This window comes from Nocardia sp. JMUB6875 (genome assembly GCF_041154655.1).
Lineage (GTDB): Bacteria > Actinomycetota > Actinomycetes > Mycobacteriales > Mycobacteriaceae > Nocardia.
The window spans coordinates 1-24,531 of the sequence record NZ_BAAFGR010000124.1 but is presented as its reverse complement, the minus strand read 5'-3'; the positions used below and the strand labels follow the sequence as shown (position 1 = coordinate 24,531).

The window sequence follows — 24,531 nt, the reverse complement described above, 5'->3', positions numbered from 1 at the left end:
CCGCCGGATCGGGTGTTCGCGAAACAGCTTGCGGTGGGGCGGAATACGGTGATCGCGGCGTATGACCTGCTGGCGTCCGAAGGGCGGATCGAGCGACGGCGGGGGAGCGGTACGAGGGTCTCCGGGAGGGGTGTCGAGACCGCGAGTGACACCACCAGTGCACCGATGTTCTTGAATCTGCTGGAGCCGCGCGCGGATCTGATCTCGCTGGCCTGCGCGGCTCCGGAAGCGCCGCCACCGGTCGTGACCGAGGCGTATGCCGAGATGGTTCCCGTGCTGGCGGCTATGACGGCCGAGATCGGTTATCACCCCGCCGGTTATCCGCCGTTGCGGGCGGCCGTCGCGGAGCGGTATACCCGGCTCGGCGCGCCCACCGGACCCGAACGCATCCTCATCGCCAATGGCGGTCAGCAGGCGTTGTCGCTGCTGGCGCGTGCGTTCGTGCGGCCGGGGGATCGGGTGCTTGTCGAAACGCCCACGTATCCGGGCGCATTGGAGGCATTTCACGAGGAGTCGGCGGTGCTCACCACGCTGCCGATCGGATTCGCGGGCTTCGAAGCCGCGATGCGGACCCGCCGTCCGGTCCTGGCCTACCTGACGCCGACATTCCAAAACCCCACCGGCGCGGTACTTTCCGGCTTGCAGCGCCGCAGGATTGTGGAAGTGGCAGCGGCGCAGGGTATTCCGCTCGTTGCCGACGAGATCACGGCCGATCTGGGGTTTCCCGATGTCCCGGTGCCGCCGCCGCTGGCCGCCGATGCGGACGACATCATCTCCATCGGCTCACTGAGCAAGAACATCTGGGGCGGACTGCGAGTCGGCTGGATTCGGGCTCCCGAGCCGGTGATCGCCCGCCTCACCCGGCTGCGTGCCGTCCACGACCTGGGCGGCAACCTGCCCGCCCAACTGGCCGCGACCACGCTTGTGCCCTGCATCGAATCCACGAGCACCCAACGCGCCGAACGACTTCGAGCGGGCCATGACCTATTGCGCGCGAAACTCGCTGCCACCCTGCCGGAATGGGAGGTGCCGCCGGTCACCGGCGGCCAAACCCTGTGGGTACGACTGCCTTACGGCGACGGCAGCTCCTTCGCCCAGGCCGCGCTGCGCCACGGCATCGCGATCCTCGCGGGCAATGGCCTCGATCCCACCGGCGGCAGCGAGGACCGCATCCGCCTGCACTTCCGCCATCCGGACCCGGTGCTGGAGGCGGCGGCCGACCGGCTCGCGTCCGCGTGGCGGGCCTATCGCCCGCCCGCGCGCCGCCTCACCGTGCCGCCGCCGCTCGCGATCTAGCTCAGAACGTGACCCGCTGATCCTCGGCCAGGAACAGCTTGTCGCCTTCCTTCACGCCGAAGGTCACGTAGAACTCGGCCTGATTCCGCACCGTCTGATTGGCGCGGAATTCGTCGGGCGAGTGGCTGTCGTTGGCGATCAGGTTCTCGGTGTACTGCGGGGTCTGCTTGGAACGCCAATTGCGGCCCCAGGATTCGAGCATGTCCTTGTAGGACGGGTTCTCGACCCCGGCGCGCTTCTGGCTGATGCGGAAGGCGGCGAAGGCCATCTGCAGCCCGCGATTGTCGGCGACGTTCTCGCTCAGCGTGAGAGTGCCGTCGACATGGTGGGCCGGATCCAGCCCCGCCGGGACCAGGCCGTCGTACTGGGCGGCGAGCCGCTTGGTGCGCTCGTCGAACTTGGCCCGGTCCTCGGCGGTCCACCAGTCCTTCAGATTGCCGTCGGCATCGTATTTGGAGCCCTGATCGTCGAAGCCGTGCCCGATCTCGTGCCCGATGACCGCGCCGCCCGCGCCATAGTTGACGGCCGGCTCGGCATTGGTGTCGAAGAACGGCGGCTGCAAAAACGCTGCGGGGAAGACGATTTCGTTATTGACCGGCGTGTAGTAGGCGTTCACCGTCTGCGGCGTCATGCCCCATTCGGTCTTGTCGACCGGCTTGTCCAGCTTGTCGAACATCTTCTTCGCACCGAAGATATTGGCGGCGCGCAGGGATTGGATGAGCTGCCCGCGGGTGATCTTCAGCCCGCTGTAGTCCTCCCACTTGTCCGGGTAGCCGATCTTCACGCCCATTTTGCCGAGCTTCACCAGTGCGGCGTCCCGGGTGGGCTGCGACATCCAGGTCGAATTGGTGAAATTGTCCTTGTAGGCCGCGATGAAGTCGGCGACCATGTCCAGCGCCCGCTGCTTGGCCTCGGGCGGGAAATGCTTTGCCACGTACAGCTTTCCGAGCTGCTCGCCGACCGTGTCGTCGACCGTGGAGATCGCGGACTTCCAGCGCTCCGGCCGCTGCTTCAGCCCGCTCATGACGGTTCCGAAGAATTCGAAGTTGGCCTCGGAGATGGCCTTCGGCAGGAAGCGCGCGTACTCCCGCAGAACCGACAGCTTCAGATAGTCCCGCCACACCGCGATATCCACGTCGTGCCACAGCTGAGCGGCCGCGGTGATGTACGACGGCTCGGCCACGATCAGCGTCCCGAACAGGCTCTTGGGCCGATCGGTATTGCCGGAAAGCCAAGGATCCCAATCGAATTGCGGACCCAGCGCCACCATGTCGTTCCACGACATCTTGTTGTAGGTGGCCTCGGTGTTGTGCAGCTTGATCTTGTCCCAGAATCCGGCGGCGATCTTCGTCTCCAGATCCAGCACCCGCCCCGCCATGGCGACCGGGTCCGGAAAACCCGCGCCGGCGGCGATCTTCTCCAGGAACGTCTTGTATCCGGCCAGCTTGTCGGCGTATTCGGGCTTGCGGTAGTACTGCTCGCTCAACCCGATGCCGGACTGCCCGACCGAGGCGATGTGCGCACCGGAGTTCTTGCGATCCACCGAGACGCCGAGCCCGATCAGCCCGCCGATCGGCAGCTGAGCCATCACCTTGGCCAGTTCCGGCTTGCCCGCGGCCTTGTCGATATCGGCGAACATCTCGTTCAGCGGCGTGATGCCCAGCTTCTCGATGGTGTCCAGATCCAGCCGCGCGTCGTAGAGATCGCGGATCTGCTGTTCGGCGGTGCCGTCCTTGGGATCCTTGATGCCCTCGATGATCTCCTTGAGCTGCTGCAGCACCCGGTCGCCGACCTCGTCGAAGGTCCCGAACGACACCTTGTCCGCGGGCAGCGAATAGTCCTGCAGCCATTTGCCGTTGACGTATCGGTAGAGGTCGTCCTGCGGGCGCACCGCCGCATCCGACCCGGACATGTCCGGCCCGGCGAGCTGCGTCGAGGCGACCGTGTTCTTCGAATCGTGCCCGCACGCCGCCAGCGTGGCGACGGCCGGCGCGAGGCCCAGCGCGATCAGAAAACGGCGACGGTCCAGACCGGCCGGACGATCCGACGAACTCACAGGCACTACCTCTCCCCGAAGCTGCGATACCGACGCGAGGCTACCGGGGATGGCAGCCTCGCGCGGGATGTCGCGATCCCCCGGAGGGGTTCGGAGAGCGCTCAGAGCGTGACGCGCTGCTCCGGCGGCAGGTATTCCTTGTCGCCTTCCTTCACGTCATAGGTGGCGTAGAACTCGCCGAGGTTCTTCACCACCTGGTCGCACCGGAATTCCGCGGGCGAATGCGGATCATTGGCCAGCTGATTCTCCAGCGCCTCGTTTGTCATCTTGGTCCGCCAGGTGCGGCCCCAGGACTCGAACATCGGCTTGTAATCGGGAGTGTCCCGCCCGTTGCGCTTCTCGACCATGCGATAGGCGGCGAGGGAAATCTCCAGCCCGCGCAGATCCGCCAGGTTCTCACCTACGGTGAGTTCGCCGTTCACGTGCTGATCCGCGGGCAGCCCCTCCGGCACCAGCGCGTTGTACTGGTCGATGAGCTGCTGCGTCTTGGCCTGGAACGCCGCCTTGTCCTCGGGCGTCCACCAGTCCTTCAGGTTGCCGTCCCCGTCGTACTTGGAACCCTGATCGTCGAACCCGTGCCCGATCTCGTGGCCGATGACCGCGCCGCCCGCGCCGTAGTTCACGGCGGGTTCGGCATCCGGGTCGAAGAACGGCGGCTGCAGGAACGCGGCGGGGAACACGATCTCGTTGCCGCTGGGGTTGTAGTAGGCGTTGACGGTCTGCGGCGGCATGCCCCACTCGGACTTGTCCACAGGCGTCCCCAGTCGGTCGAACATCCGCTTCGCCTCGAAAGTGTCGGAGGCGCGCAGGGATTCGATCAGCTTGCCGCGGGTGACGGTGAGCTTGGAGTAGTCCTCCCACTTGTTCGGGTAGCCGATCTTGGCGTCGATCTTCTCCAGCTTGGCGATGGCCGCCTCGCGCGTGGGCGGCGACATCCACGTCGAATTCTTGAAGTTCTCCCGGTACGCGGCGCGCAGATCGTCCACCATCTCCAGCGCCCGCTTCTTGGCCTCGGGCGGGAAATGCTTGTCCACGTACAGCTTTCCGAGCGCCTCGCCGACGGTGCCGTTCACCGTGGACACCGCGGCCTTCCACAGCTCCGGCCGCTCCTTGAGCCCCGACATCTCCTTGCCGAAGAAGTCGAAGTTGGGATCGGCGATGGCCTTGGGCAGATACGTCGCGAAGGCGCGCACCAGGCCCAGCTTCAAATACTCACGCCAGGCGGCGATATCGACGTCCGCCCACAGCTGCGCGGCGCCGGTGATGAACGACGGCTCACCCACATCGATCTTGTCGAAGAGGCTCTTCGGCCGGTCGGTGGTGCCGGAAAGCCAAGGATCCCAATCGAATTGCGGACCCAGCGCGGTAAGCTCCGCCCACGTCTTCAGGTTGTAGGTGGCATCGGTGTCGCGCAGTTTGACGTTGTCCCAATGGAATCCGGCGATGCGCGCCTCCAGGTCGACGACCCGGTTGGCCAGCGCGGTCGGGTCCGCGAACCCGGCCCCGGCGGCGATGCGCTGCATGTAGGTGCGGTACGCGGCGAGCTTGTCGGCGTATTTGGGATCGCTGTAGTACTGCTGATCCAGCCCGAGCCCCGCCTGCGAGACCGAGGGCAGATAGGCATTGGAGTCCTTGGGATCGGGACCCACGCCGATGCCGATCAGCCCCACGCCTGGCAGCCCGCCCATCACCTTCGCGAGGTCGGCCTTGGACCCGGCCTTGTCGATCTGATCGAAGAGATCCTGCAGCGGCGTCAAGCCGAGCTTCTCGATCTCCTCCTTGTCCATCCGCCCGTCGTAGATATCGCGGATCTTCTGCTCGTTCGAGCCGGACTTGGGGTTGTGAATCCCCTCGATGATCTCCTTGAGCTGCTGCTCCACCCGCTCCTGCACCTCGTCGAAGGTGCCGAAGGACACCTTGTCCGGCGGCAGCTGATACTCCTTCAGCCACTTCCCGTTGACGAACCGGTACAGATCGTCCTGCGGCCGGATCGCCGGATCCGACCCGGACATGTCCGGACCGATCAGCGTCTTGGAGGCATTGGCCGTATCGGACTTCGTGGAACAGGCGGGCAGCACGGCTGCCACGGGCACCAGGCCCAGAGCGACTAGGAACTTGCGGCGGTCGAGAGCAGGACGCTCGGACGTCAACGCGAATCTCCTCTACCGGATGATCGGGATAGCTCGTACGTTGCTCGCGCCGACGCTAACGGACCTCGCTGAGGAACACCTGAATCCACGCCCGCAGGTTTGTCCGGATACCCCGATTTGGGTCCGACCTGGGACTTCGTTACTATGGACCGGTTGCCTGCGGGAGCTATGCCCGCACTTCGGCCGCGAACCCACAGTGGTTGATCTCCAGCTTGGTGTGAAACCGCTGGCAGGCGTGCGTTTGAAGGGCAACTGACCATGCCCGTCGGGTCGGCAATCCGGCGTGCATTTCGTCCAGGTCTAGGAGGAGCTGAAGTGATTCAGCAGGAGTCGCGACTGCGCGTCGCCGACAACACGGGTGCGAAGGAAATCCTCTGCATCCGCGTTCTCGGTGGTTCGTCGCGTCGCTATGCCGGCATCGGCGACATCATCGTCGCCACTGTCAAGGACGCCATCCCCGGTGGCAACGTCAAGAAGGGCGAGGTCGTCAAGGCCGTCGTCGTGCGCACCGTCAAGGAGCGTCGTCGCCCGGATGGCTCGTACATCAAGTTCGACGAGAACGCCGCGGTGCTGATCAAGGCGGACAACGATCCGCGTGGCACCCGCATCTTCGGCCCGGTCGGCCGTGAGCTGCGTGAGAAGCGTTTCATGAAGATCGTCTCGCTCGCCCCGGAGGTGCTCTAACTATGAAGGTGCACAAGGGCGACACGGTCATCGTCATCTCGGGCAAGGACAAGGGCGCCAAGGGCAAGGTCATCCAGGCCTACCCGGCGACCGGCAAGGTCCTGGTCGAGGGCGTGAACCGCATCAAGAAGCACGTCGCGAACTCCGCGAACCAGCGTGGCGCCAGCTCGGGCGGCATCGTCACCCAGGAAGCGCCGATCCAGGCCTCCAACGTGATGGTCGTCGACTCCGACGGCAAGCCGACCCGCGTGGGCTACCGCACCGATGAGAACGGCAAGCGGGTCCGCATCTCCCGTCGCAACGGGAAGGACATCTGAGATGACTTCTACTGAGAACAAGGTGCAGCCGCGCCTGAAGCAGCGCTACCGCGACGAGATCAAGCCGGCGCTGAACAACGAGTTCAACTACGCCAACGTGATGCAGATCCCGGGCGTCGTGAAGGTCGTCGTGAACATGGGTGTCGGCGACGCCGCCCGTGACGCGAAGCTGATCAACGGTGCGGTCGCCGACCTCACCCTGATCACCGGCCAGAAGCCCGAGATCCGTAAGGCCACCAAGTCCATCGCGCAGTTCAAGCTGCGTGAGGGCATGCCGATCGGCGCGAAGGTCACCCTGCGCGGCGACCGCATGTGGGAGTTCCTGGATCGCCTGATCTCCATCGCGCTGCCGCGTATCCGCGACTTCCGCGGTCTGTCGCCGAAGCAGTTCGACGGCCACGGCAACTACACCTTCGGTCTCTCGGAGCAGTCGATGTTCCACGAGATCGACGTGGACAAGATCGACCGTCCGCGTGGTATGGACATCACCGTGGTGACCACCGCGACCAACAACGAAGAAGGCCGCGCGCTGCTCAAGCACCTCGGCTTCCCGTTCAAGGAGAACTGATCCATGGCTAAGAAGGCTCTGATCAACAAGGCCAACGCCAAGCCGAAGTTCGCGGTGCGCGCCTACACCCGCTGCCAGCGCTGCGGCCGTCCGCACGCCGTCTACCGCAAGTTCGGCCTGTGCCGCGTGTGCCTGCGCGAAATGGCCCACCGCGGCGAGCTCCCGGGCGTCCACAAGTCGTCCTGGTGACTTACCGGTCCTCGTGACCGCGTAATACCAAACCCGAAGGCCCTCACCGAGATCCGTTCCGGTGGGGGCCTTCGGTGTTCGCGCGTTGCCGTAATCGATCCGTCAGCTACCGCCGGAGTGATGGCCGCCGAAGCCGCCGCGCACCACACGGCCGCCGGTCGCGGGGACGCCGCTGTCAAGGATGCGCCCGGTGGTAGGGCGCACGAAGGTCCCCAGAGCCAAGCCGACGACCGCGCCGACGGCCGGATAGATCAACGACGGGGAATGGTGCAGCCAGAAACGTGAATACGTGTCGTCATCGGTATCGCACAGCTCGTCATCCACCCGCACGTTCGTCTCCGGATCGACGCAGACCGCCACGTCAGTCGGATCGGCGTCGCCATCCGTGGTGGTCGGGGCAGTGGTGGTCGGTGCGGCAGTGGTGGTCCTGGCTGGTGGAGTGGTAGGCGCGGGTCGCTGGCTCGTGACGGGAAGAGAAGCCGGAGAAGGGGCCGCACGGTCCGATGGGGGAGCGACGCACCCGCTGGATACGAGTGCGGCCGCCACTGTCGCCGGTAGCAGATATGACACTCTGAGCGAACGTTTGCGTGGTCTATACGACTGTGTCACGGCGATTTCGGCCATGCTCGGTGTTCCCCTCCCCTTCGTATGGGGGATCCTAAGGCCCCCAACAACTCCCGACTAGTCGGACTTCGGCGTTCGTTATTTGATCTGCATCCAGAGCCACCAGCCGAGGTAAAGATCGTCGAAGGAGCCGCCGGAGGCTTCGGCCAGCAGGACTTGCTTGTCGAGTTCGAGGCCTTGGTAGGTGGCCAGGGCGTACGGGGTGGAAGGGTTGCTGGGGCGGAGCAATGCCATTGAGCCGCCGGGGGTTTCGCGCTCGCGGACGCGGGTCCAGTGGGTGTCGACGTAGCGCTTCAGGTCCGCGGGGTTGGCGAATTCGGTGAACCAGGTCGAGACGTCGTGGTCGTCGAGGCAGGTGATTTGACGGACCGGGATCGGATCGCCAGGGGACACCTGAATGGAAGCCACAGGCGAACAACGCACACCCGCAAGGCCTTTGGCGTCGGGCTGCTGAGGGATCACCGTGTAGAACGACGATGCGATGTAGTTGTGATCGCCCCACGACGGGGGCTGCGCGATGGGCCTGCGATGCAGGTCGCGCTGGTATTTCCAGTAGAAGCCGCCGATAGCGCAGAGGCTGACCGCGAGCGCCACGGTCAGCAGCGTGGACACAATCAGGACTGTCAGGCCGCGTGAGGACTTCCGGGGCGGTTGCGGGGGCGGTGGCCAGTACTCCGGCGGTCGGGTCATGCTGGCGGGATGCGCTCGGACCAGCGGATGATCATCGAACGGACACTAGCGATCTCGGGAAGTTCGCGGCAACACCGACCGATGCCCGTCGATGAACAGCTGGCCGGAGGGGCTGAGCACCGCGGCAATTCGTCGGAGGGCCCGGGCACCGGCCTCCGGATGACGGCCGTCGAGCGCACCGACCCGGACGGCGAAGACGAGGTCGAACGGCGGCTCGCCGGGTTGCAGGATGAAGTTCTCGATGGCGGCCTGGCGCAGGCTCATGCGGCCGGATGCGATTTCGGCGGCGGAATTCGCCGCTGCTTGCGCGATGGCCTTCGCCGATCGGTCGATGGCGAGGATATGGCCGGTGGTGAGGCGCGCCGCTATCGCGCGCGCGGCCGCGCCCGGGCCGCAACCGATTTCGAGCACTCGCAGCTGCGGTTCGATCGGGAGGACGTCCACGATCGCTGCCAAACGCGGGGACAGGCCGACTGCCATGGACGCCAGCCTATCTCGATTGGTCGTGGCCGCGTGGGCACGCTACCGTGACCAATCGTCCGAAATGGGTGGTTACGGGGAGGGTTCCGGATGCGTTGGGCGATTGCGGTTTCGGCGTTGCTGGTGGCGTTGTTCACCAGCGGGTGTGGGCTGATCGGGGGTGGTTCCGATGCCGTGCAGGCGGGGGATTGCCTGAAGAAGTCCGGGGAGGACGGGTTCGACAAGGTGTCGTGTTCCGGATCGGATGCCGGGTTCGTGGTGCTGGATCGGGCCGGGAGCGGCAAGGCGCACGAGCGGTGCGTGGACGTCGCGGGGACCGAATACGTGTACACCGACAAGGGCAAGGGCTCGATTTGCGTGGGCGTCAAGGGTGCGGACCCGGCGCGCGCCGCGAATGCCGCCCAGAAGGGCGACTGCCTGACCGATACCGCGGGCAATAATCCGCAGAAGACGACCTGCACCGACCCCGCCGCGGTCTACCGCGTCCTCGACCGCCTCGACACCACCGAATTCATGCCCGACGCGGCGTGCAAGAAGGTCGCGGGCACCCAAACCACCTACAGCTACATCCTGAAGGCCAAGAAGGGCATCGGATCCTTCGGCACCGGCGTCGTATTCTGCCTGATCGCAAAGGATTCCGACGCCACCCGCACCATCGACAACGCCAAGGTCGGTGACTGCCTGAAGAAGACCGGCGCCAACGACGTCGAGATCACCGCCTGCTCGAGCCCCGACGCCGACTACAGGATCCTCAGCTCCCAACTCGACAAATCCCTGTGCGACAAGGTCTCCGGCACCATCGCCACCTACACCTACCAGCGCCCAGGCGGTCTAGCCTTCCCCGACGTCTACTGCCTCGGCTCCGCCCACTAGGAGCAGGCGTCGAGGGCGGCGTCTCGGGCGGTGTAGTAGCGGTCTTGGGCGGAGAAGAAGTCGTCTTTGGTGCCGGTTCCTTGGGAGAGGTTGGTCATTTCGGTGCCGAATGATGTTGCGGCTTGGGAGAATTCGGTGAGGGTGGAGGTGAAGGCGGCGGGGTTGGGGTATTTGGCGAGGGTGTCGGAGACATCGGAGCCGACGGTGTTCAGAGCGGTCGCGGCATCGACGAGGGCGGTGCGGGTGGCGTCGTGGTCGGCGTCGTCATCGATGCGCTTCTTCACGGTGTCGAGTTTGAATTTGGCGTCGAGGGCGCCGGTCAGGAAGATTCCGCAGACGGCGCCCTTGTTGCTTGCCGCCTGGGCGGAGCTGGCGGCCGCGGAGCTGGAGACGCTGGCGACGGAGGAGCGGTAGGAGGTGACGTCGGCCTCGTTGGCCACGCCCTGCCCGTCGATCGTGGTGGTGCAGGCCACCGCCGTGAGACCGGTGGTCACGGCCGAGATGGCGAGAATCGTTCCGATGACACGTTTCACAGCTCCTCCTCGGCCCCCCGATTTGGTCGCTGATCTGCAGTTGTCTACACTAGACCGGTTGCTCGGGCACAGCTGTGTCCGCACGCGTCTCTCGCGTGTGGCGGTTGTCCGGGCGCAAGTGCTCAATCCGGTCGGGCAACCCCGGCTGGACCGCCCCTATTTGTCGTAGGCCCACGACCGCCCTTTGACGGTGCTGAATGGGAACCGCGGCGAGAGAGGTAACGGTCGAACATGACCATGACTGATCCCATCGCAGACTTCTTGACCCGTCTGCGCAACGCCAACTCGGCGTACCACGATCAGGTGAAGGCTCCGCACTCGAAGCTCAAGGTGAACATCGCCGAGATCCTCAAGCGCGAGGGCTACATCGCCGACTACCGCGTCGAAGACGCCACCGTCGGCAAGAACCTGATCGTCGACCTGAAGTACGGCCCCTCCCGTGAGCGCTCCCTGCAGGGTGTGCGCCGCGTGTCGAAGCCGGGTCTGCGGGTTTACGCGAAGTCCACCAACCTGCCCAAGGTGCTCGGCGGCCTCGGCGTGGCGATTATCTCCACGTCTTCCGGTCTGCTCACTGACCGTCAGGCCAAGCAGCAGGGCGTGGGCGGCGAAGTCCTCGCCTACGTCTGGTAAGGGAGGTAGGAACAATGTCGCGTATCGGTAAGAAGCCGATCCCGGTTCCCGCCGGCGTCGAGGTGACCATCGACGGCCAGAACGTGACGGTCAAGGGTTCCAAGGGCACCCTGTCCCACGTTGTCGCCGAGCCGATCACCGTCACCCGCGCGGAGTCCGGTGAGCTCGAGGTCGTTCGTCCGAACGACGAGCGTCAGAACCGCTCGCTGCACGGCCTGACCCGCACCCTGATCAGCAACATGATCGAGGGTGTCACCAAGGGTTACGAGAAGAAGATGGAAATCTTCGGCGTCGGTTACCGCGTGCAGGCCAAGGGCTCGAACCTCGAGTTCGCCCTGGGCTACAGCCACCCGGTTCCGGTCGACGCCCCCGAGGGCATCACCTTCGCGGTGGAGTCCCCGACCAAGTTCTCGGTGTCCGGCATCGACAAGCAGAAGGTCGGCCAGATCGCCGCGGTGATCCACGGCCTGCGTAAGCCCGACCCGTACAAGGGCAAGGGCATCCGCTACGCCGGCGAGGTCGTTCGCCGCAAGGTCGGAAAGACGGGTAAGTAAGCCATGGCACAAACCGAAAAGCAGAAGGCCGCTCGCAAGCCGATCGGCACCGACGCCTCGACCGCGCGCCGCCTGTCGAAGACGCGTCGTCACTTCCGTCTGCGCAAGAAGATCGCAGGCACCACCGAGCGTCCGCGCCTGGTGGTCAACCGCTCCTCGCGCCACATCCACGCTCAGCTGATCGACGACACCGTCGGCAAGACCATTGCCGCCGCGTCGACCATCGAGGCCGATGTGCGTGCCGTCGAGGGCGACAAGTCCGCCAAGGGCGCCAAGGTCGGCGAGCTCATCGCCGCCCGCGCCAAGGCTGCCGGCGTCGAGGCGGTCGTGTTCGACCGTGGTGGTCACGACTACCACGGCCGTATCGCGGCGCTCGCCGATGCCGCCCGTGAAGGTGGGCTGAAGTTCTGATGATCAACTCTGCGAACGAAGGGAACGTCTGATGCCGGGACGTCAGCGGCGCGACGGCGGAAACAACGGTCCCGCCGGACAGAATGGTGGCAACAACGACCGCGATCAGCGTGGTGGCGGCCGTGGCCGTCGCGACGACAATCGTCGGGACAACGCCGCCGAGAAGAACCAGCTCGAGCGCGTCGTCGCGATCAACCGCGTCTCCAAGGTCGTGAAGGGTGGTCGTCGCTTCAGCTTCACCGCCCTCGTGATCGTCGGTGACGGCAACGGTCTGGTCGGCGTCGGCTACGGCAAGGCCAAGGAAGTTCCCGCGGCCATCCAGAAGGGTGTCGAAGAGGCTCGCAAGAACTTCTTCCGCGTTCCGATGATCGGCTCCACGGTCACCCACCCGGTTCAGGGTGAGGCCGCGGCCGGTGTCGTCATGCTGCGTCCGGCTTCGCCCGGTACCGGTGTGATCGCCGGTGGCGCCTGCCGTGCCGTGCTCGAATGCGCCGGCATCCATGATGTTCTGGCCAAGTCGCTCGGTAGCGACAACGCCATCAACGTCGTGCACGCCACCGTGGCTGCCCTCAAGCAGCTGCAGCGTCCGGAAGAGGTCGCGGCCCGTCGTGGTCTGCCCCTCGAGGACGTCGCCCCGGCCGGCATGCTGCGTGCGCGCGCGGGACAGGGAGTCTAGATATGGCACAGCTGAAAGTGACCCAGGTCAAGTCCAGCATCGGCGCCAAGGCGAATCAGCGCGAGTCGCTGCGCACCCTCGGGCTGCGCAAGATCCGCCAGTCCGTGACGCGTGAGGACAATGCGCAGAACCGCGGCCTGATCAACGTCGTGCGCCACCTCGTGGAAGTTGAGGAGGTCTAAGCATGACCATCAAGTTGCATCACCTGCGTCCTGCCCCGGGCGCCAAGACCGAGAAGACCCGCGTGGGTCGCGGTGAGGGTTCCAAGGGCAAGACCGCGGGCCGCGGTACCAAGGGTACGAAGGCTCGCAAGAATGTCCCGGTCCGCTTCGAGGGCGGTCAGATGCCGATTCACATGCGTCTGCCCAAGCTCAAGGGCTTCACCAACCCGTTCCGCACCGAGTACCAGGTCGTGAACGTCGGTGACATCGCCCGCGTGTTCCCCGAGGGCGGCACCATCGGCAAGGCCGAGCTCGTCGCCAAGGGTCTCGTTCGCAAGAACGAGCTCGTGAAGGTGCTCGCCGAGGGCGAAATCGCTGTGGCCGTGCAGGTTTCGGCGGACAAGTTCTCCGGCTCCGCCAAGGAGAAGATCGTCGCGGCCGGTGGCACCGCCACCGAGCTGGCCTGACGGTAACCTGAAATAGCAATGGCACCGGGCGAGTCGCGAGCTCGCCCGGTGTCGCTGTTAGAGTTCAAGTGTTGTCTGCCAACACCGTCATGGTTCTCGGCGTAATCATCGCTGAATCCGTGGCCTGACCCATGTCGTTAGCCAGGAGGATCTGTGCTTTCCGCCTTCGTGTCGGCTTTCCGGACCCCGGACTTACGGCGGAAGATTCTCTTCACGCTGGGACTGATCGCGCTCTACCGGCTCGGTGCGTCGCTGCCCTCGCCGGGCGTCAGTTACAAGAACGTTCAAGAGTGCGTCAACATCGTCAACGGCGGTGATTCCGCCGGTATCTACCAGCTCATCAACCTGTTCTCCGGTGGTGCGCTGCTTCAGCTTTCGGTGTTCGCGATCGGCATCATGCCGTACATCACGGCGAGCATCATCATCCAGCTGCTGACCGTCGTCATTCCTCGATTCGAGGAACTGCGCAAGGAAGGCCAAGCGGGTCAGAACAAGATGACCCAGTACACGCGATACCTGTCTATCGCGTTGGCCGTGCTGCAGTCGACCGGCCTGGTCGCGCTGGCTTCCCGTGGACAGCTGCTGCGCGGCTGCCCGAAGGACATCCTCGACGACACCTCGATCTTCGGGATGATCATCATCGTGCTGGTCATGACCTCGGGCGCGGCCCTGGTCATGTGGTTCGGCGAGCAGATCACCGAGCGCGGCATCGGTAACGGCATGTCGCTGTTGATCTTCGCGGGTATCGCCGCCCGTATCCCGGCCGAGGGCAAGCAGATCTACGACAGCCGCGGCTGGATCACCACCGTGCTGGTGGCGGGCGCCGCGCTGGTGGTCATCGTCGGCGTCATCTTCGTCGAGCAGGGTCAGCGCCGGATTCCGGTGCAGTACGCCAAGCGTGTGGTCGGCCGCAAGATGTACGGCGGGTCCTCGACGTATCTGCCGTTGAAGGTGAACCAGGCCGGTGTCATCCCGGTCATCTTCGCCTCCTCGCTGCTGTATCTGCCGAACCTGCTGGCGCAGTTGACCCAGAAGAGCTCGGGCAATCCGGCCAAGTGGCAGGAGCTGATCCAGAAGTATCTGGTCAATCCCGGCAATCCGGTCTACGTGTCGATCTACTTCGCGTTGATCGTGTTCTTCACCTACTTCTATGTCGCGATCACCTTCAATCCGGAGGAGCGCGCGGACGAGATGAAGAAGTTCGGCGGCTTCATCCCGGGGTATCGCCCCGGTAAGCCGACCGCGGACTACCTGAACTACGTCCTGAGCCGGATCACCCTCCCCGGCTCCATCTACCTCGGTGCTGTCGCTGTCCTGCCGAACCTGCTCCTCGGGATCGGGTCCTCCGGCGGCGTGACCAACCTGCCGTTCGGTGGTACCGCGGTGCTGATCATTGTGAGCGTCGGCCTCGATACCGTGAAACAGATCGAGAGCCAGTTGATGAACCGAAACTACGAAGGGTTCCTGAAGTGAGACTCGTACTGCTCGGACCGCCCGGTGCCGGTAAAGGCACCCAGGCCGAACTGTTGTCGGAAAAGCTCGGTGTTCCGCACATCTCCACTGGAGCCCTGTTTCGCACGAACATCAGCCAGCAGACCCCGCTGGGCCGTGAGGCGCAGCAGTATCTCGACGCCGGGAACCTGGTTCCCTCCGACGTGACCAACCGCATGGTCGAGGCCCGCATCGCCGAGCCCGACGCCGCCAACGGCTTCATCCTGGACGGCTACCCGCGCACCGTGGATCAGGCCGAGGCGCTGGAGAAGATGCTCAAGGAGTCGGGCAAGGAGCTCGATGCCGTGCTGTCCTTCGTGGTCGACGAGGACGTGGTGGTCGAGCGCATGCTGGCCCGCGGCCGCGGCGACGACACCGAAGAGGTCATCCGCAACCGCATGCGCGTCTACCGCGAGGAGACCGAGCCGCTGCTCGAGCACTACGACGGTTCCGTCGTGTCCGTCGAGGGCGTCGGCGAGATCGAAGAGGTCAACGCGCGTGCGCTGAAGGCCCTGGGCCGTTAATGGTCTTCGGCCGCAAGAGCAAGCGGGTGGTGCCCTTCCGCACCGCCGGTGAACTGGACGCCATGGCGGCGGCCGGCGCTATCGTCGGTCGCGCACTGGTGGCGGTGCGCGCCGCCGCCAAACCCGGGGTCTCGACCCTGGAGCTGGACGAGGTGGCCGAGGCGGTCATCCGCGAGGCCGGCGCGATCCCGTCGTTCAAGGGCTATCACGGGTTCCCGGGCTCCATCTGCTCGTCGGTGAACGACCGTGTGGTGCACGGCATTCCGTCCAAGGACGACGTCCTGGTCGAGGGCGACCTGGTCTCCATCGACTGCGGTGCCATCCTCGACGGCTGGCACGGCGACTCGGCGTGGACCTTCGGCGTCGGCACCATCATCGAGGCCGACCGCCTGCTCTCCGAGGCGACCAAGCTCTCCATGGAGGCCGGCATCGCCGCCATGCTCCCCGGCAACCGGCTCTCGGACGTGTCCCACGCCATCGAGCAGGGCACCTACGCCGCCGAGAAGGAGCACGGCCGCAAGTACGGCATCGTCTCCGGCTACGGCGGCCACGCCATCGGCCGCGAAATGCACATGGACCCCTTCCTCCCCAACGAGGGCGCCCCCGGCAAGGGCCCCGAACTGCGCGTCGGTTCGGTCCTCGCCATCGAGCCCATGCTCACCCTCGGCACCACGGAAACCCATGAGCTGGACGACCATTGGACCGTAGTCACCGACGACGGCTCCCGCGCCGCCCACTGGGAACACACGGTAGCCGTAACCGAAAACGGCCCCCGCATCCTGACCCTCCGCCCGGAATAACCCCCCGCGCAACACTTCCCGCACCCGCCCCGGCACTGCCGAGGCGGGTGCGGTCGTTTGCGGGTCCCTAGCCATGCGGAAAGGGGATGGCGGGTATGCGGGATTCTCGTTGGTCGCATGCCTGGGGGGGTCCGTAGCGTCGGATTCATGAGTACAGGTGAGAACAAGGAATTGATCCGCGCGGTTTTCGAGCAGATGGCGCAGGGGAATGGGCGGGCGCTGACCGGGGCGATGGCCGAGGATTGTCGGTGGACGTTTCCGGGGAATTGGTCTTGGGCGGGTACGTGGGCTCCGAAAAGTGTTGTGGTGCAGGAGCTTCTGCGGCCGTTGATGGCGCAGTTCGCGGGTGGGTATCGGATGGTGGCGGATCTGATCCTGGCGGACGGCGACCGGGTTGTGGTGCAGGCCCGCGGCTACGGGACGACTGTCGGGGGCGAGCAGTACCACCAGACCTACTGCCTCTTGCTGACACTCTCCGACGGACTGATCACCGAGGTGGTCGAGCACTGCGATACCGCGCTGGTGGAGCGCGTGCTGAAGCCGCTGACCCCCGCAGCCTGAGCCGTCGGAGACCGCATCCCGATCTGTCGGGCGTGGCACCGAGGGCATGGGCCCGGGGGCTGGTTCGATGGGGAAATGGCCGACGACAAGGTTGTTCTCATTACCGGAACGTCCACGGGGATCGGGCTGGCGGTTGCCGCCGCGGCGGTGCGGGCGGGGTACAAGACCGTCGCGACCTTGCGTAATCCGGACAAAGGCGGGCCGGTGCGGGAGACCGGCGCGGATGTGCGGACGCTGGACGTGACCGATCCGGAGTCCATCGCGGGCTGCCTGACGGGCGTGGTCGCCGACTACGGCCGGCTCGACGCCGTGGTCAACAATGCGGGGGTCTCGGTGCTGGGGACCGTCGAGCATCTGCCGATGGCCGATATCCGCCGGGCGATGGAGGTCAACTTCTTCGGCGTGGTCGAGGTGACCAAGGCCGCCATGCCGCACCTGCGCGCCTCGAAGGGGCGCGTGGTGACGGTGACCAGTGTGGGCGGCGCGGTCGGGCAGCCGTTCAACGAGGCGTACTGTGCCGCGAAATTCGCCGTCGAGGGCTTCATGCAGAGCCTGGAGCCGGTGGCCGCCACGGTCGGCGTCGGGGTGAGCGTCATCGAACCGGGCGCGGTCACAACCGAATTCGTCAACAACGCCCGCGTCGACATCCCCGCCACCCTCGCCGCGGTCGGCCCCTACGCCCCCGCGCTGCAGGCCTACATCAACCGCACGCGGGGCGCGTACAGCACCGCCCAGACCGCCGACGAGGTCGCCGAGGTGGTCCTGTCGGCACTGCGCGCCCACCCGGTCGTCTTCCGCTGGCAGACATCCGACTTCGCCCGCTCCTTCGTCGCCGACAGCCTCTCGGATCTCGACGGCTCCATCGTCGCGGGCCTGACCTCGAAATGGGTCCGCTGACAGACCCGTTCAGAACAATCGAATATGCCTGAGCCCCACCGAGACCCGCCGCAGCTGAGTACGCAGCCGCCCGTCGGTGTTCGGGGTCAGGTGGAGTCCGCACGCGGCGGCGATGCGGTCGGCGACCTCCCGTACCGGAATCTCGTCGGTCCGGATGTGCTCGGCGAAATCCGGATGCGCCAACGCGTTCAGGCACTGATCGACCCGCTCGACCGCGAAACTCTCGTGCCGCAACCCGCCCAGCGCCCGCTCGCGCAGCCGCCGCTGGACCGTCTCGGGTCGCGCCATGAGCGCGAAATGCCGCACATCATGCCCCTTTTCGCGCAGCCGCCCGACGGTCTCGGCGAAATAGGCGGGCTCGATCACGGTCATCGGCGCGATCACCGGCCCGTCGTGCTTGCTCAGCACCAGATCGAGCGTCTCGTAGACGCCCTGCCGCCACGCGGGCAGATCTTGGAAGTCCGGCCGCAACTCCCGCGGGATCACCCGATGCAACCCGAACCCGACCTCCTCGGGATCGCACACCACACTCCCCGGCAGCCGCCGATGCAACTCGAACGCGGTCTGCGTCTTCCCACCGCCGAACGGCCCATTGATCCACAGCAGCATGCCAGCCACCCTAACCGCGCACACCGAACCGCAACTCAGCCCTCGAGCAGGATGGTGACCGGTCCGTCGTTGACGAGCTCGACATGCATGTGCGCCCCGAACCGGCCGGTGGCGACGGTCGCCCCGAGTTCGCGCAGGGTGGCGGCGAAGGTGTCGACGAGCGGCTCGGCGACCGGTCCGGGCGCGGCGGCGCTCCACGACGGCCGACGGCCTCTGGCGGTGTCGGCGTAGAGGGTGAACTGGCTGATCACCAGGATCGGCGCGGACAGATCCGCGGCGGAGCGTTCGCCGTCGAGGATGCGCAGCCGGAACAACTTGTCCGCCAGCGATTTCGCGGCTATCTCGGTGTCGGAGTGTGTCACGCCGACCAAGGCCACGAGCCCCTGCGGCGCACCGTGCGCGGCCGGATCGATTCGCCCGACCACCTCGCCCTCCACCGTCACCTGAGCCGATGTCACCCGCTGCACCAGTATTCGCACGGCAACCATCCTCGCAGAGGGCCCCCGAATTTCCTTGCGCGCCATTGTTGGTTCACGAAAGTAGGCTGTGCTGGCACCTAAAGCTGAAAAATCGGGCGGAGCGACAGTAGTAGCGATGGCACCTGACAACAAGAAGCAAGTGTGGGGCACGGACCTGCGGACCCAGATCGACGGGCACACGCTGCAGTTCGAGCCCGAGGCAGCGAAGACCGGGATGAACAAGAGCGCCGACATGATTCAGGCGATGCTCGCGTACAAGAACGCGGTGGGCGCTCTCGGGCTCGACAAGCTTCCTGCGATCGGTTCGGAGCTGGCCGGTAAGAACCTGGCGGAGGGCCTGTCGCGGCGCGGCACCGAGTTGCAGACGATCTTCGACCAGCACATCGACATCCTCACCGGAATGATGGACACGTTCCAGGCGGCGGGCGAGGCCTACCGGTACGCGGACGGCGTTTCGAAGGAGCAGCTGGACAAGGTCGCGGGCACCATCAAGGGCCTCGGTGACATCAAGGTCCCGACGACGGCGTCGAACGAGGGTCTCGGACCCAAGCAAGGCTACCGGCTGGGCATGCTCGACCAGCATCCCGATGACGACTTTCCGGGCAGCTTGAAGGACTGGAAGGAGAAGCACGGCAAGGACGGGAAGTTCCACGACGACGTCTACTGCCCGTGGCGCAACGGCCAGGAGATGCAGTGGGAAGACCTCATCAGGCTGGGCAACTCCATCAACCCCGACCCGTATGTCTGGGGGAGTGAGGACTACAAGACGCTCGCCGACAAGATCAAGACCCGGGTTTCGACCTTCGTCGGCGAGATCGAATCGCTCGGCAACAGCTGGAGGGGCGCCGGCAGCCAGGCGGCGCGCGAGGCGGTCCGCAACTATGCCAAGGACATTCAACCGCTGCTCGATCAGATGGGCACGATGAGCCAGCTGCTGGACTACACCAGCAAATGGATGGCTTGGACCCGGTCGACCATGCCGAAGAAGAAGGAAGACAAGGCGTGCACCGACGACCTCGGTAACTACCGTCGCTACTACGAGCGGGATTACATGCACCCGGGCCAGAACACCCAGGCCTGCATACCGATCATGCCGGCGCCGAAGATGGACGCGCCGAAGCCGCCGGAGAAGCCGAAGGACAAGCCCGAGGACAAGCCCAAGGACAAGCCGGAGGACAAGCCCAAGGACCATCCGCACAACAACGGCGGTGGCGGAAACAACAACAACGGCGGCGGGGCGAATCAGCAGCACCCGAACCAGCAAAAGCACGACAAGACCGATCCGAACAAGAAACACCCGAATCAGCAGCATCCGAACCAGCAGAACCCCAACCAGCAGCATCCGAATCAGCAACACCCGAACCAGCAGAACCCGAACGGCACCAATCCGAACGGCACGAACCCCAACGGCACCAACCCGAACGGGTCCAACCCCAACCAGGGCAACCCGAATACCGGTCAGCGCCAAGGCTCGTCGGGCGGGTCGGACATGTCGCAGCTCACCAGCGCGCTGAGCACCCTGATGAGCGGTGCGTCGACGCTGGCACAGCAGCTGCCGACGCTCCTGCAACAGCTGCAATCGCTCCAGTCGACCGACCTGTCGGCGTTGGCGACTGCCCTGGGCGTGCCCGAGGACAAGCTGACGACCGCCTTCACCGCGATCGAGAAGGATCCGACGAAGCTGGCTCAGCTGGGCCAGCTGCTCGGTGTCACCGCGGGCACGGATGTTCCGCAACCGGTCGACCCCGTCGTGCAGGCGCGCTCGGAGACCGTTCCGGTCGACGGCGCGGTCCGGGCCGGACAGGCCCCGGGCACTCCCGGATTCACCAATCTGTTCCGGACCGGGCTGGGAGCGGAAATCGCACCGCCACCGGGAACACCGCTGGGGGCGCCGGAGGGCGCCATGGTGGCCACCGCGTCATCCGGCGCGGAACCCGTTGCCGCGCCGGTGGATTTCGTACGCACCCTGGAGCACGGGATCGAGCAGGCGCTGGGGGTGCCCGAGGCGACGGTACCGGTCACCGAGGCGACGATGCCCAGGGTTGAGGGGACCGCAACCAGGGCCGGGGCGGCAGGGTCGGTGGCCGAGCAGTGATCTGGGAGCTCACCGATGACGAGTTCAAGCTGCTGTGCGACCGCTACCTGGACGGATGGATGCCGGTGCCGTTGGCGTACACCAGCCGCACCGAGCTCTACGACGACTATCGGCGGGAACTCGCGGCCCTGGAACCGCAACTGCGAGAGCGCATCGGCGAGGGCCTGAGCGCGGCCTTCGAGGTGGTGCGGGATCCGGAGGTCTTCGTGATCTCGTCGACCTGGTGCGACAGCGATGTCGATAATCCGGACAAACGCATTCGGGTGCACGGTGCGCAGCGTGGCCACCGGGCCGTCATGATCACCATGACACCGGGCGAAACCGTCTACCACAGCCGGGGTTTCACGGTGACCGAGTGCGAGCCTTCGGAGCTGCCCGGGCTCATCGGCGCCCAGTTGCCGACCGCGGAGGCGGCGACGGGACCCTCGGTGCCCATTGTGGTGGAGCCGGAGGAACGGGATCCGTACGAGGTCCGCCAGTCGTTCGCGTTCGATTCCTTCGACGATTCGAACGACGCTCTGAGCCTGGCCTTCTGGAATCGGCGTGCCGACTGGACCGGGTTCGTCCGGGTGCTGCAGGGCCGGTCGATCTATGGCCCGCGCGGTGTCCTGGAGACGACCGTGCTGTGGCGTGACCTGCCCGGCGACGGTCGCTATGTGATCGATATGGACGAGCCCGAGATGCGAGCGGTGGGCGCAAGCTCACAACAGCTGGTGGACCGCATCGCGGGCCGCGTGGCACGGGTGCTCGAGCACATGGAGGCGCGCGGGGAGGAGCGGGTGTGACGGATCGGGCGGAGCGTGGTCTCCGCCCGAATCGGCACTCTCCGTTAATTTTCCGGCAACTAACCGGTTGCCGACACATGACAGGGTCAAATCCCATGAGCGGGCGGTTGGAAGCCTATGAGGACCTGTTGACCACGGCGGCCGGTAAGACGGACAAGGTGCGCGACGGGGTCGAAAAGGTGGTGAGCACACTGGTTTCCGCGGCCGAGGGGCGCGGCGAGCCGTGGGGGAACGACACGCTCGGCGGGAATTTCGCCAATGGTGATCAGGGTTATCTCGCCAGTAAGAAGAACATTCTCGAGGGTGCGGGCAATATGGCCGGCACCTTCGGCAACTTCTCGGACGGTCAGCGCAAGGCCGCCGAGGAGCTGAAGAAGATGGATCACGGTAACGGCGAAGGGTTCGAGTGAACCGATCATGGTGAACGAAAGGGCCCGGGCCGATTTCGCGGATATCCTCGATGATTTCCGTGATCAGATGCGCACCATCACCCAGCTGCAGCAGCAGCGTGCGGCGCTGACGGCGTCGGCGAGCGTGCGGGGTAAACGGGTGACCGTCACCGTGAATGCCGACGGCACGCTGATCGAGACCAAATTCGGTTCGGGCATCGAGGATCTCGACTATCCGGAGATCGCCAAGGCGGTGACCGAGGCCGCGCAGCAGGCGTGTGCGGAGGTCGCCCGGCGCGGCCAGGAGGTCATGGCCCCGGTGTCGCAGAACCGGAATCGGTTGCCGAAGCTGAGCGAGCTGGTGCCCGACATGCCGGACCTGGCCGAGGAATTGCGGATTCCCGAACCGCCCGTGGTGTCGACCGCGCCGCCGAAGTCGCCGGAACGCCGTGCCGCGGAGCAGGATTCGGCGGAGCCGCGGCAAAAGCGCGGCGGGGCCACCGATTCCGGATGGTGATACCGGCTTCGCGGCTGGGATAGCCGCGCATGACACTGCACCTGCCTTCGGAACTCGAATGGCTCGGCTACCTCGTGGGCGTGGAATGGCCCGAGGGCGACGAGGACCAGATGTGGGCGCTGGCCGAGGATTGGCGCACCGCCGCCGCCGGTCTGCGCGACCAGATCTCGGCCATCACCGATGCCAAGTCCGCGACCCTCGCCGCCTATGTCAACGGCGATGGCCGCGACGAGATGGCGAAGCTGTTCGACAAGCTGGCCGCCCCGGCCAGCGGCGACGGCAGTGGCGGCTCGATTCTGGATCTGGCGCAACACTTCCAGCAGCTCGGTGATTCGATCGAGGAGACCGGCACCGAGATCCAGTACACGAAGCTGATGTTCTACTCGTCGATCGCCATGGCGGCCGCCGAGATCATCATCGCGTGGGCGTGGCCGCCGACCGCTCCGGCGGTGGAGGCGGTGATCGTCGCCATGACGCGCATCGCGGTGCGGATCATCGGGCGGGAGGCGCTCGAACGCATCCTCACCATCGCGGCCCGGATGGGCATCACGGCGGTCGTGAAGTTCGCGCTGAAGCACATGGTGATGAACACCGTGCTCGGCACCATGCAGGACTACGCGATTCAGCAGTATCAGGTCGATACCGGGCACCGGAAGTCCGTCAACTGGACGCAGGTCGGGGTCACCGCCATCAGCTCCGGTGTCGGCGGCGCGGTGGCGGGACCGGTCGGCGGCGCGCTCGGCAACGCGCTCGGCCGGCGTGGGGTGAACCGCTATCTGACCGGGCTGGTCACCGGTACGACGGCCGGATTGGTCGGTGGCGGTGCGGGTTTCGTCGGCGCGACCGGCGCTCAGTTCGGCTTCGACGTGGCGCAGCACGGCTGGGACAAGGCCGTCGACAACCTGAAGCACACCCAGTTCGACCCGCGCATGCTCACCGGCGGCATGTTCCAGGGCGGGCTCTCGGGTGTGAATCACACGGCGGCACACACCGCCTGGGAGCCGTACGTCACCCGCAAGACGGCGGGCATCAACACCGGCGACCTGACACTGGTCGGGTCGCGCCCGGATACCGGCGTCAACGGAGTCGGCGGCACCCACGACCCGGGCACCAACGGCGCCAACGGTTCTGGCGGCGACGCCAACCACCTCCACCCGGCCTCCAGCACGAACCCGACCACCGACACCGGCGCGCGCCCAGTCGGCGACGGCAGCACCGCCCGCCCGGAAACCAACGGACACCCCGGCGGAATCACCACCGAAACCCGCACTTCCGACCGCGCCACACCCACCGACCAAACCGCCGCCACCCAATCCGGCACCCCGGCAACCACATCCGGCCCGGCACCACAGACCCACGTCGACACCAACGGCGCCAGCGCGACACCGACCCATGCACAAGCGGGCGCTCCCGAAACCACGGCCCCGGTACAAACGGGCGTCCAGGGCGGCTCCCGCGACATCGCCTCCACCGCACCGGCTTCCAGTGCCGCCACCGGACCCACGTCCTCGACCTCCGGCGGGTCATCCACCCCCGGTGGCACCTCGAGCACCGCGGGTGGGCCCTCGACTTCGGGTGGAACTTCGAGCACCGGTGCTGGCTCGTCGGCCGGTGGCCCGTCGAGCGCAGGCGGTAGCCCGTCGGCTACCACGGGTGGGCCCTCGACCAGCGCCGGCAACGTTTCCCCCGCGGCTTCCACCGCCGGTACCCCGACCGCTTCGGACGCCTCCGCCCGCGCGGGAGCCCCCGGGGGAGCGGCAGACCCGTCCGCGGCACGCACAGGCACTCCGGGAGCAGCAACCGCGAGTGGCCCGGGCGCGACGGCCGCCGCCTCCGGAGCGACCGCCTCACCGTCCTCGACCTCCGGCGTCGCGGCGTCCTCCGGCGGAAGCCCGGCACCGGGCTCGGCCACAGCCGCCGGCTCCACCCCCCAACACGGAACCAGCACAACGCAATCCGCCACAGCGACACCGGAGCATCGGACGACACCCCCGCGCGCCGGCGAGGCCGCGCCCGCCCCGAAGC

The 24,531-nt window shown here is 66.2% G+C and carries 30 protein-coding genes; 22 read left to right on the top strand and 8 right to left on the bottom strand.

Annotation, left to right across the window (positions count from 1 at the left end):
* Nucleotides 1-1,296 (top strand): PLP-dependent aminotransferase family protein (locus ACAM49_RS27650; protein WP_369638475.1); only part of this gene is annotated, 1,296 nt, incomplete at its 5' end.
* Nucleotide 1,297: 1 nt separating this feature from the next.
* Here the strand turns inward: ACAM49_RS27650 and ACAM49_RS27645 are convergent.
* The gene (locus ACAM49_RS27645; RefSeq protein ID WP_369638474.1) at nt 1,298-3,352 is read right to left on the bottom strand and encodes a M13 family metallopeptidase; all 2,055 of its coding nucleotides are present in this window, start codon (nt 3,350-3,352) and stop codon (nt 1,298-1,300) included.
* 101 nt (nt 3,353-3,453) lie between these two features.
* Nucleotides 3,454-5,502, bottom strand: a complete 2,049-nt coding sequence (locus ACAM49_RS27640) for a M13 family metallopeptidase (RefSeq protein ID WP_369638473.1) — start codon at nt 5,500-5,502, stop codon at nt 3,454-3,456.
* Nucleotides 5,503-5,817: 315 nt separating this feature from the next.
* Between ACAM49_RS27640 and rplN the strand changes: the two genes are divergently transcribed.
* From rplN to ACAM49_RS27620, 4 genes are read left to right on the top strand one after another with little or no spacing between them, the layout of a single operon-like run.
* Entirely contained in the window at nt 5,818-6,186 is a 369-nt protein-coding gene (gene rplN, locus ACAM49_RS27635) for a 50S ribosomal protein L14 (RefSeq protein WP_033090674.1), read from the top strand.
* A 2-nt stretch (nt 6,187-6,188) separates the two neighbouring features.
* The gene (rplX, locus tag ACAM49_RS27630) at nt 6,189-6,503 is read left to right on the top strand and encodes a 50S ribosomal protein L24 (protein WP_040804283.1); all 315 of its coding nucleotides are present in this window, start codon (nt 6,189-6,191) and stop codon (nt 6,501-6,503) included.
* 1 nt (nt 6,504) lies between these two features.
* Nucleotides 6,505-7,071, top strand: coding sequence for a 50S ribosomal protein L5 (rplE, locus tag ACAM49_RS27625; RefSeq protein WP_369638472.1), 567 nt, complete (start codon nt 6,505-6,507; stop codon nt 7,069-7,071).
* A gap of 3 nt (nt 7,072-7,074) precedes the next feature.
* The gene (locus ACAM49_RS27620; protein WP_029923637.1) at nt 7,075-7,260 is read left to right on the top strand and encodes a type Z 30S ribosomal protein S14; all 186 of its coding nucleotides are present in this window, start codon (nt 7,075-7,077) and stop codon (nt 7,258-7,260) included.
* 102 nt (nt 7,261-7,362) lie between these two features.
* Here the strand turns inward: ACAM49_RS27620 and ACAM49_RS27615 are convergent, their stop codons facing one another.
* From ACAM49_RS27615 to ACAM49_RS27605, 3 genes are all read right to left on the bottom strand, one after another.
* Nucleotides 7,363-7,590, bottom strand: coding sequence for a hypothetical protein (locus ACAM49_RS27615; protein ID WP_369638471.1), 228 nt, complete (start codon nt 7,588-7,590; stop codon nt 7,363-7,365).
* A 372-nt stretch (nt 7,591-7,962) separates the two neighbouring features.
* A complete protein-coding gene (locus ACAM49_RS27610) occupies nt 7,963-8,496 on the bottom strand; it encodes a hypothetical protein (RefSeq protein WP_369638470.1) in 534 nt (177 codons plus the stop codon).
* 123 nt (nt 8,497-8,619) lie between these two features.
* Nucleotides 8,620-9,054: a cyclopropane-fatty-acyl-phospholipid synthase family protein gene (locus ACAM49_RS27605; protein WP_369638469.1), complete on the bottom strand. Its 435-nt coding sequence runs from the start codon at nt 9,052-9,054 to the stop codon at nt 8,620-8,622.
* A gap of 90 nt (nt 9,055-9,144) precedes the next feature.
* Here ACAM49_RS27605 and ACAM49_RS27600 point away from each other — a divergent pair, with 90 nt between their 5' ends.
* Nucleotides 9,145-9,927 carry a hypothetical protein gene (locus ACAM49_RS27600; RefSeq protein ID WP_369638468.1) on the top strand — a complete coding sequence of 261 codons (783 nt, stop codon included), beginning with the start codon at nt 9,145-9,147 and terminating at the stop codon, nt 9,925-9,927.
* Here the strand turns inward: ACAM49_RS27600 and ACAM49_RS27595 are convergent.
* The gene (locus tag ACAM49_RS27595) at nt 9,924-10,460 is read right to left on the bottom strand and encodes a hypothetical protein (protein WP_369638467.1); all 537 of its coding nucleotides are present in this window, start codon (nt 10,458-10,460) and stop codon (nt 9,924-9,926) included. The genes ACAM49_RS27600 and ACAM49_RS27595 overlap by 4 nt on opposite strands.
* Nucleotides 10,461-10,691: 231 nt before the next feature.
* Here ACAM49_RS27595 and rpsH point away from each other — a divergent pair, with 231 nt between their 5' ends.
* From rpsH to ACAM49_RS27540, 11 genes are all read left to right on the top strand, one after another.
* Nucleotides 10,692-11,090, top strand: coding sequence for a 30S ribosomal protein S8 (gene rpsH / locus ACAM49_RS27590; protein ID WP_040804311.1), 399 nt, complete (start codon nt 10,692-10,694; stop codon nt 11,088-11,090).
* Nucleotides 11,091-11,104: 14 nt separating this feature from the next.
* On the top strand, nt 11,105-11,644 hold the full coding sequence (gene rplF / locus ACAM49_RS27585) for a 50S ribosomal protein L6 (RefSeq protein WP_369638466.1): 540 nt from the start codon (nt 11,105-11,107) through the stop codon (nt 11,642-11,644).
* Nucleotides 11,645-11,647: 3 nt separating this feature from the next.
* Entirely contained in the window at nt 11,648-12,055 is a 408-nt protein-coding gene (gene rplR / locus ACAM49_RS27580; RefSeq protein WP_369638465.1) for a 50S ribosomal protein L18, read from the top strand.
* A gap of 31 nt (nt 12,056-12,086) precedes the next feature.
* A complete protein-coding gene (rpsE, locus tag ACAM49_RS27575; RefSeq protein ID WP_040804317.1) occupies nt 12,087-12,731 on the top strand; it encodes a 30S ribosomal protein S5 in 645 nt (214 codons plus the stop codon).
* A 2-nt stretch (nt 12,732-12,733) separates the two neighbouring features.
* Nucleotides 12,734-12,913 carry a 50S ribosomal protein L30 gene (gene rpmD / locus ACAM49_RS27570; protein WP_040804320.1) on the top strand — a complete coding sequence of 60 codons (180 nt, stop codon included), beginning with the start codon at nt 12,734-12,736 and terminating at the stop codon, nt 12,911-12,913.
* Nucleotides 12,914-12,915: 2 nt separating this feature from the next.
* Nucleotides 12,916-13,359 (top strand): 50S ribosomal protein L15, encoded by a 444-nt coding sequence (gene rplO / locus ACAM49_RS27565; protein ID WP_051177955.1) that lies wholly within the window; start codon nt 12,916-12,918, stop codon nt 13,357-13,359.
* A gap of 153 nt (nt 13,360-13,512) precedes the next feature.
* Nucleotides 13,513-14,832, top strand: a complete 1,320-nt coding sequence (gene secY, locus ACAM49_RS27560) for a preprotein translocase subunit SecY (protein WP_369638464.1) — start codon at nt 13,513-13,515, stop codon at nt 14,830-14,832.
* Nucleotides 14,829-15,374 carry an adenylate kinase gene (locus ACAM49_RS27555; RefSeq protein WP_369638463.1) on the top strand — a complete coding sequence of 182 codons (546 nt, stop codon included), beginning with the start codon at nt 14,829-14,831 and terminating at the stop codon, nt 15,372-15,374. Before secY ends, ACAM49_RS27555 begins: the two co-directional genes overlap by 4 nt.
* Nucleotides 15,374-16,174: a type I methionyl aminopeptidase gene (gene map / locus ACAM49_RS27550; RefSeq protein WP_369638462.1), complete on the top strand. Its 801-nt coding sequence runs from the start codon at nt 15,374-15,376 to the stop codon at nt 16,172-16,174. Before ACAM49_RS27555 ends, map begins: the two co-directional genes overlap by 1 nt.
* A 147-nt stretch (nt 16,175-16,321) precedes the next feature.
* Entirely contained in the window at nt 16,322-16,735 is a 414-nt protein-coding gene (locus ACAM49_RS27545) for a nuclear transport factor 2 family protein (RefSeq protein WP_369638461.1), read from the top strand.
* 75 nt (nt 16,736-16,810) lie between these two features.
* Nucleotides 16,811-17,632 (top strand): SDR family NAD(P)-dependent oxidoreductase, encoded by an 822-nt coding sequence (locus ACAM49_RS27540; RefSeq protein ID WP_369638460.1) that lies wholly within the window; start codon nt 16,811-16,813, stop codon nt 17,630-17,632.
* A 9-nt stretch (nt 17,633-17,641) separates the two neighbouring features.
* On the opposite strand, the gene ACAM49_RS27535 is transcribed toward ACAM49_RS27540, so the two are convergent.
* Nucleotides 17,642-18,241, bottom strand: coding sequence for an AAA family ATPase (locus ACAM49_RS27535; RefSeq protein ID WP_369638459.1), 600 nt, complete (start codon nt 18,239-18,241; stop codon nt 17,642-17,644).
* Between the two features lie 35 nt (nt 18,242-18,276).
* Nucleotides 18,277-18,720, bottom strand: coding sequence for a D-aminoacyl-tRNA deacylase (gene dtd / locus ACAM49_RS27530; RefSeq protein ID WP_369638458.1), 444 nt, complete (start codon nt 18,718-18,720; stop codon nt 18,277-18,279).
* A 115-nt stretch (nt 18,721-18,835) separates the two neighbouring features.
* On the opposite strand from dtd, the gene ACAM49_RS27525 reads away from it, so the two are divergent.
* From ACAM49_RS27525 to ACAM49_RS27505, 5 genes are all read left to right on the top strand, one after another.
* On the top strand, nt 18,836-20,815 hold the full coding sequence (locus ACAM49_RS27525; RefSeq protein ID WP_369638457.1) for a WXG100 family type VII secretion target: 1,980 nt from the start codon (nt 18,836-18,838) through the stop codon (nt 20,813-20,815).
* Nucleotides 20,812-21,600 (top strand): ESX secretion-associated protein EspG, encoded by a 789-nt coding sequence (locus ACAM49_RS27520; RefSeq protein WP_369638456.1) that lies wholly within the window; start codon nt 20,812-20,814, stop codon nt 21,598-21,600. Before ACAM49_RS27525 ends, ACAM49_RS27520 begins: the two co-directional genes overlap by 4 nt.
* A 95-nt stretch (nt 21,601-21,695) precedes the next feature.
* The gene (locus ACAM49_RS27515; protein WP_369638455.1) at nt 21,696-22,010 is read left to right on the top strand and encodes a hypothetical protein; all 315 of its coding nucleotides are present in this window, start codon (nt 21,696-21,698) and stop codon (nt 22,008-22,010) included.
* Nucleotides 22,011-22,017: 7 nt separating this feature from the next.
* Complete coding sequence (locus ACAM49_RS27510; protein ID WP_369638454.1) at nt 22,018-22,506, top strand: YbaB/EbfC family nucleoid-associated protein; 489 nt, start codon at nt 22,018-22,020, stop codon at nt 22,504-22,506.
* A 29-nt stretch (nt 22,507-22,535) separates the two neighbouring features.
* A partial coding sequence (locus ACAM49_RS27505; RefSeq protein WP_369638453.1) for a hypothetical protein occupies nt 22,536-24,531 on the top strand: 1,996 nt, incomplete at its 3' end.

Bases quoted from the DNA above. Each gene is read 5' to 3' on its own strand.
- rplX (WP_040804283.1), top strand. From the start codon at position 6,189: ATGAAGGTGCACAAGGGCGACACGGTCATCGTCATCTCGGGCAAGGAC.
- rplE (WP_369638472.1), top strand. From the start codon at position 6,505: ATGACTTCTACTGAGAACAAGGTGCAGCCGCGCCTGAAGCAGCGCTAC.
- ACAM49_RS27620 (WP_029923637.1), top strand. From the start codon at position 7,075: ATGGCTAAGAAGGCTCTGATCAACAAGGCCAACGCCAAGCCGAAGTTC.
- ACAM49_RS27605 (WP_369638469.1), bottom strand. From the start codon at position 9,054: ATGGCAGTCGGCCTGTCCCCGCGTTTGGCAGCGATCGTGGACGTCCTC.
- ACAM49_RS27600 (WP_369638468.1), top strand. From the start codon at position 9,145: ATGCGTTGGGCGATTGCGGTTTCGGCGTTGCTGGTGGCGTTGTTCACC.
- rpsH (WP_040804311.1), top strand. From the start codon at position 10,692: ATGACCATGACTGATCCCATCGCAGACTTCTTGACCCGTCTGCGCAAC.
- rplF (WP_369638466.1), top strand. From the start codon at position 11,105: ATGTCGCGTATCGGTAAGAAGCCGATCCCGGTTCCCGCCGGCGTCGAG.
- rplR (WP_369638465.1), top strand. From the start codon at position 11,648: ATGGCACAAACCGAAAAGCAGAAGGCCGCTCGCAAGCCGATCGGCACC.
- rpsE (WP_040804317.1), top strand. From the start codon at position 12,087: ATGCCGGGACGTCAGCGGCGCGACGGCGGAAACAACGGTCCCGCCGGA.
- rpmD (WP_040804320.1), top strand. From the start codon at position 12,734: ATGGCACAGCTGAAAGTGACCCAGGTCAAGTCCAGCATCGGCGCCAAG.
- rplO (WP_051177955.1), top strand. From the start codon at position 12,916: ATGACCATCAAGTTGCATCACCTGCGTCCTGCCCCGGGCGCCAAGACC.
- map (WP_369638462.1), top strand. From the start codon at position 15,374: ATGGTCTTCGGCCGCAAGAGCAAGCGGGTGGTGCCCTTCCGCACCGCC.
- ACAM49_RS27545 (WP_369638461.1), top strand. From the start codon at position 16,322: ATGAGTACAGGTGAGAACAAGGAATTGATCCGCGCGGTTTTCGAGCAG.
- ACAM49_RS27540 (WP_369638460.1), top strand. From the start codon at position 16,811: ATGGCCGACGACAAGGTTGTTCTCATTACCGGAACGTCCACGGGGATC.
- ACAM49_RS27535 (WP_369638459.1), bottom strand. From the start codon at position 18,241: ATGCTGCTGTGGATCAATGGGCCGTTCGGCGGTGGGAAGACGCAGACC.
- ACAM49_RS27525 (WP_369638457.1), top strand. From the start codon at position 18,836: ATGGCACCTGACAACAAGAAGCAAGTGTGGGGCACGGACCTGCGGACC.
- ACAM49_RS27515 (WP_369638455.1), top strand. From the start codon at position 21,696: ATGAGCGGGCGGTTGGAAGCCTATGAGGACCTGTTGACCACGGCGGCC.
- ACAM49_RS27510 (WP_369638454.1), top strand. From the start codon at position 22,018: ATGGTGAACGAAAGGGCCCGGGCCGATTTCGCGGATATCCTCGATGAT.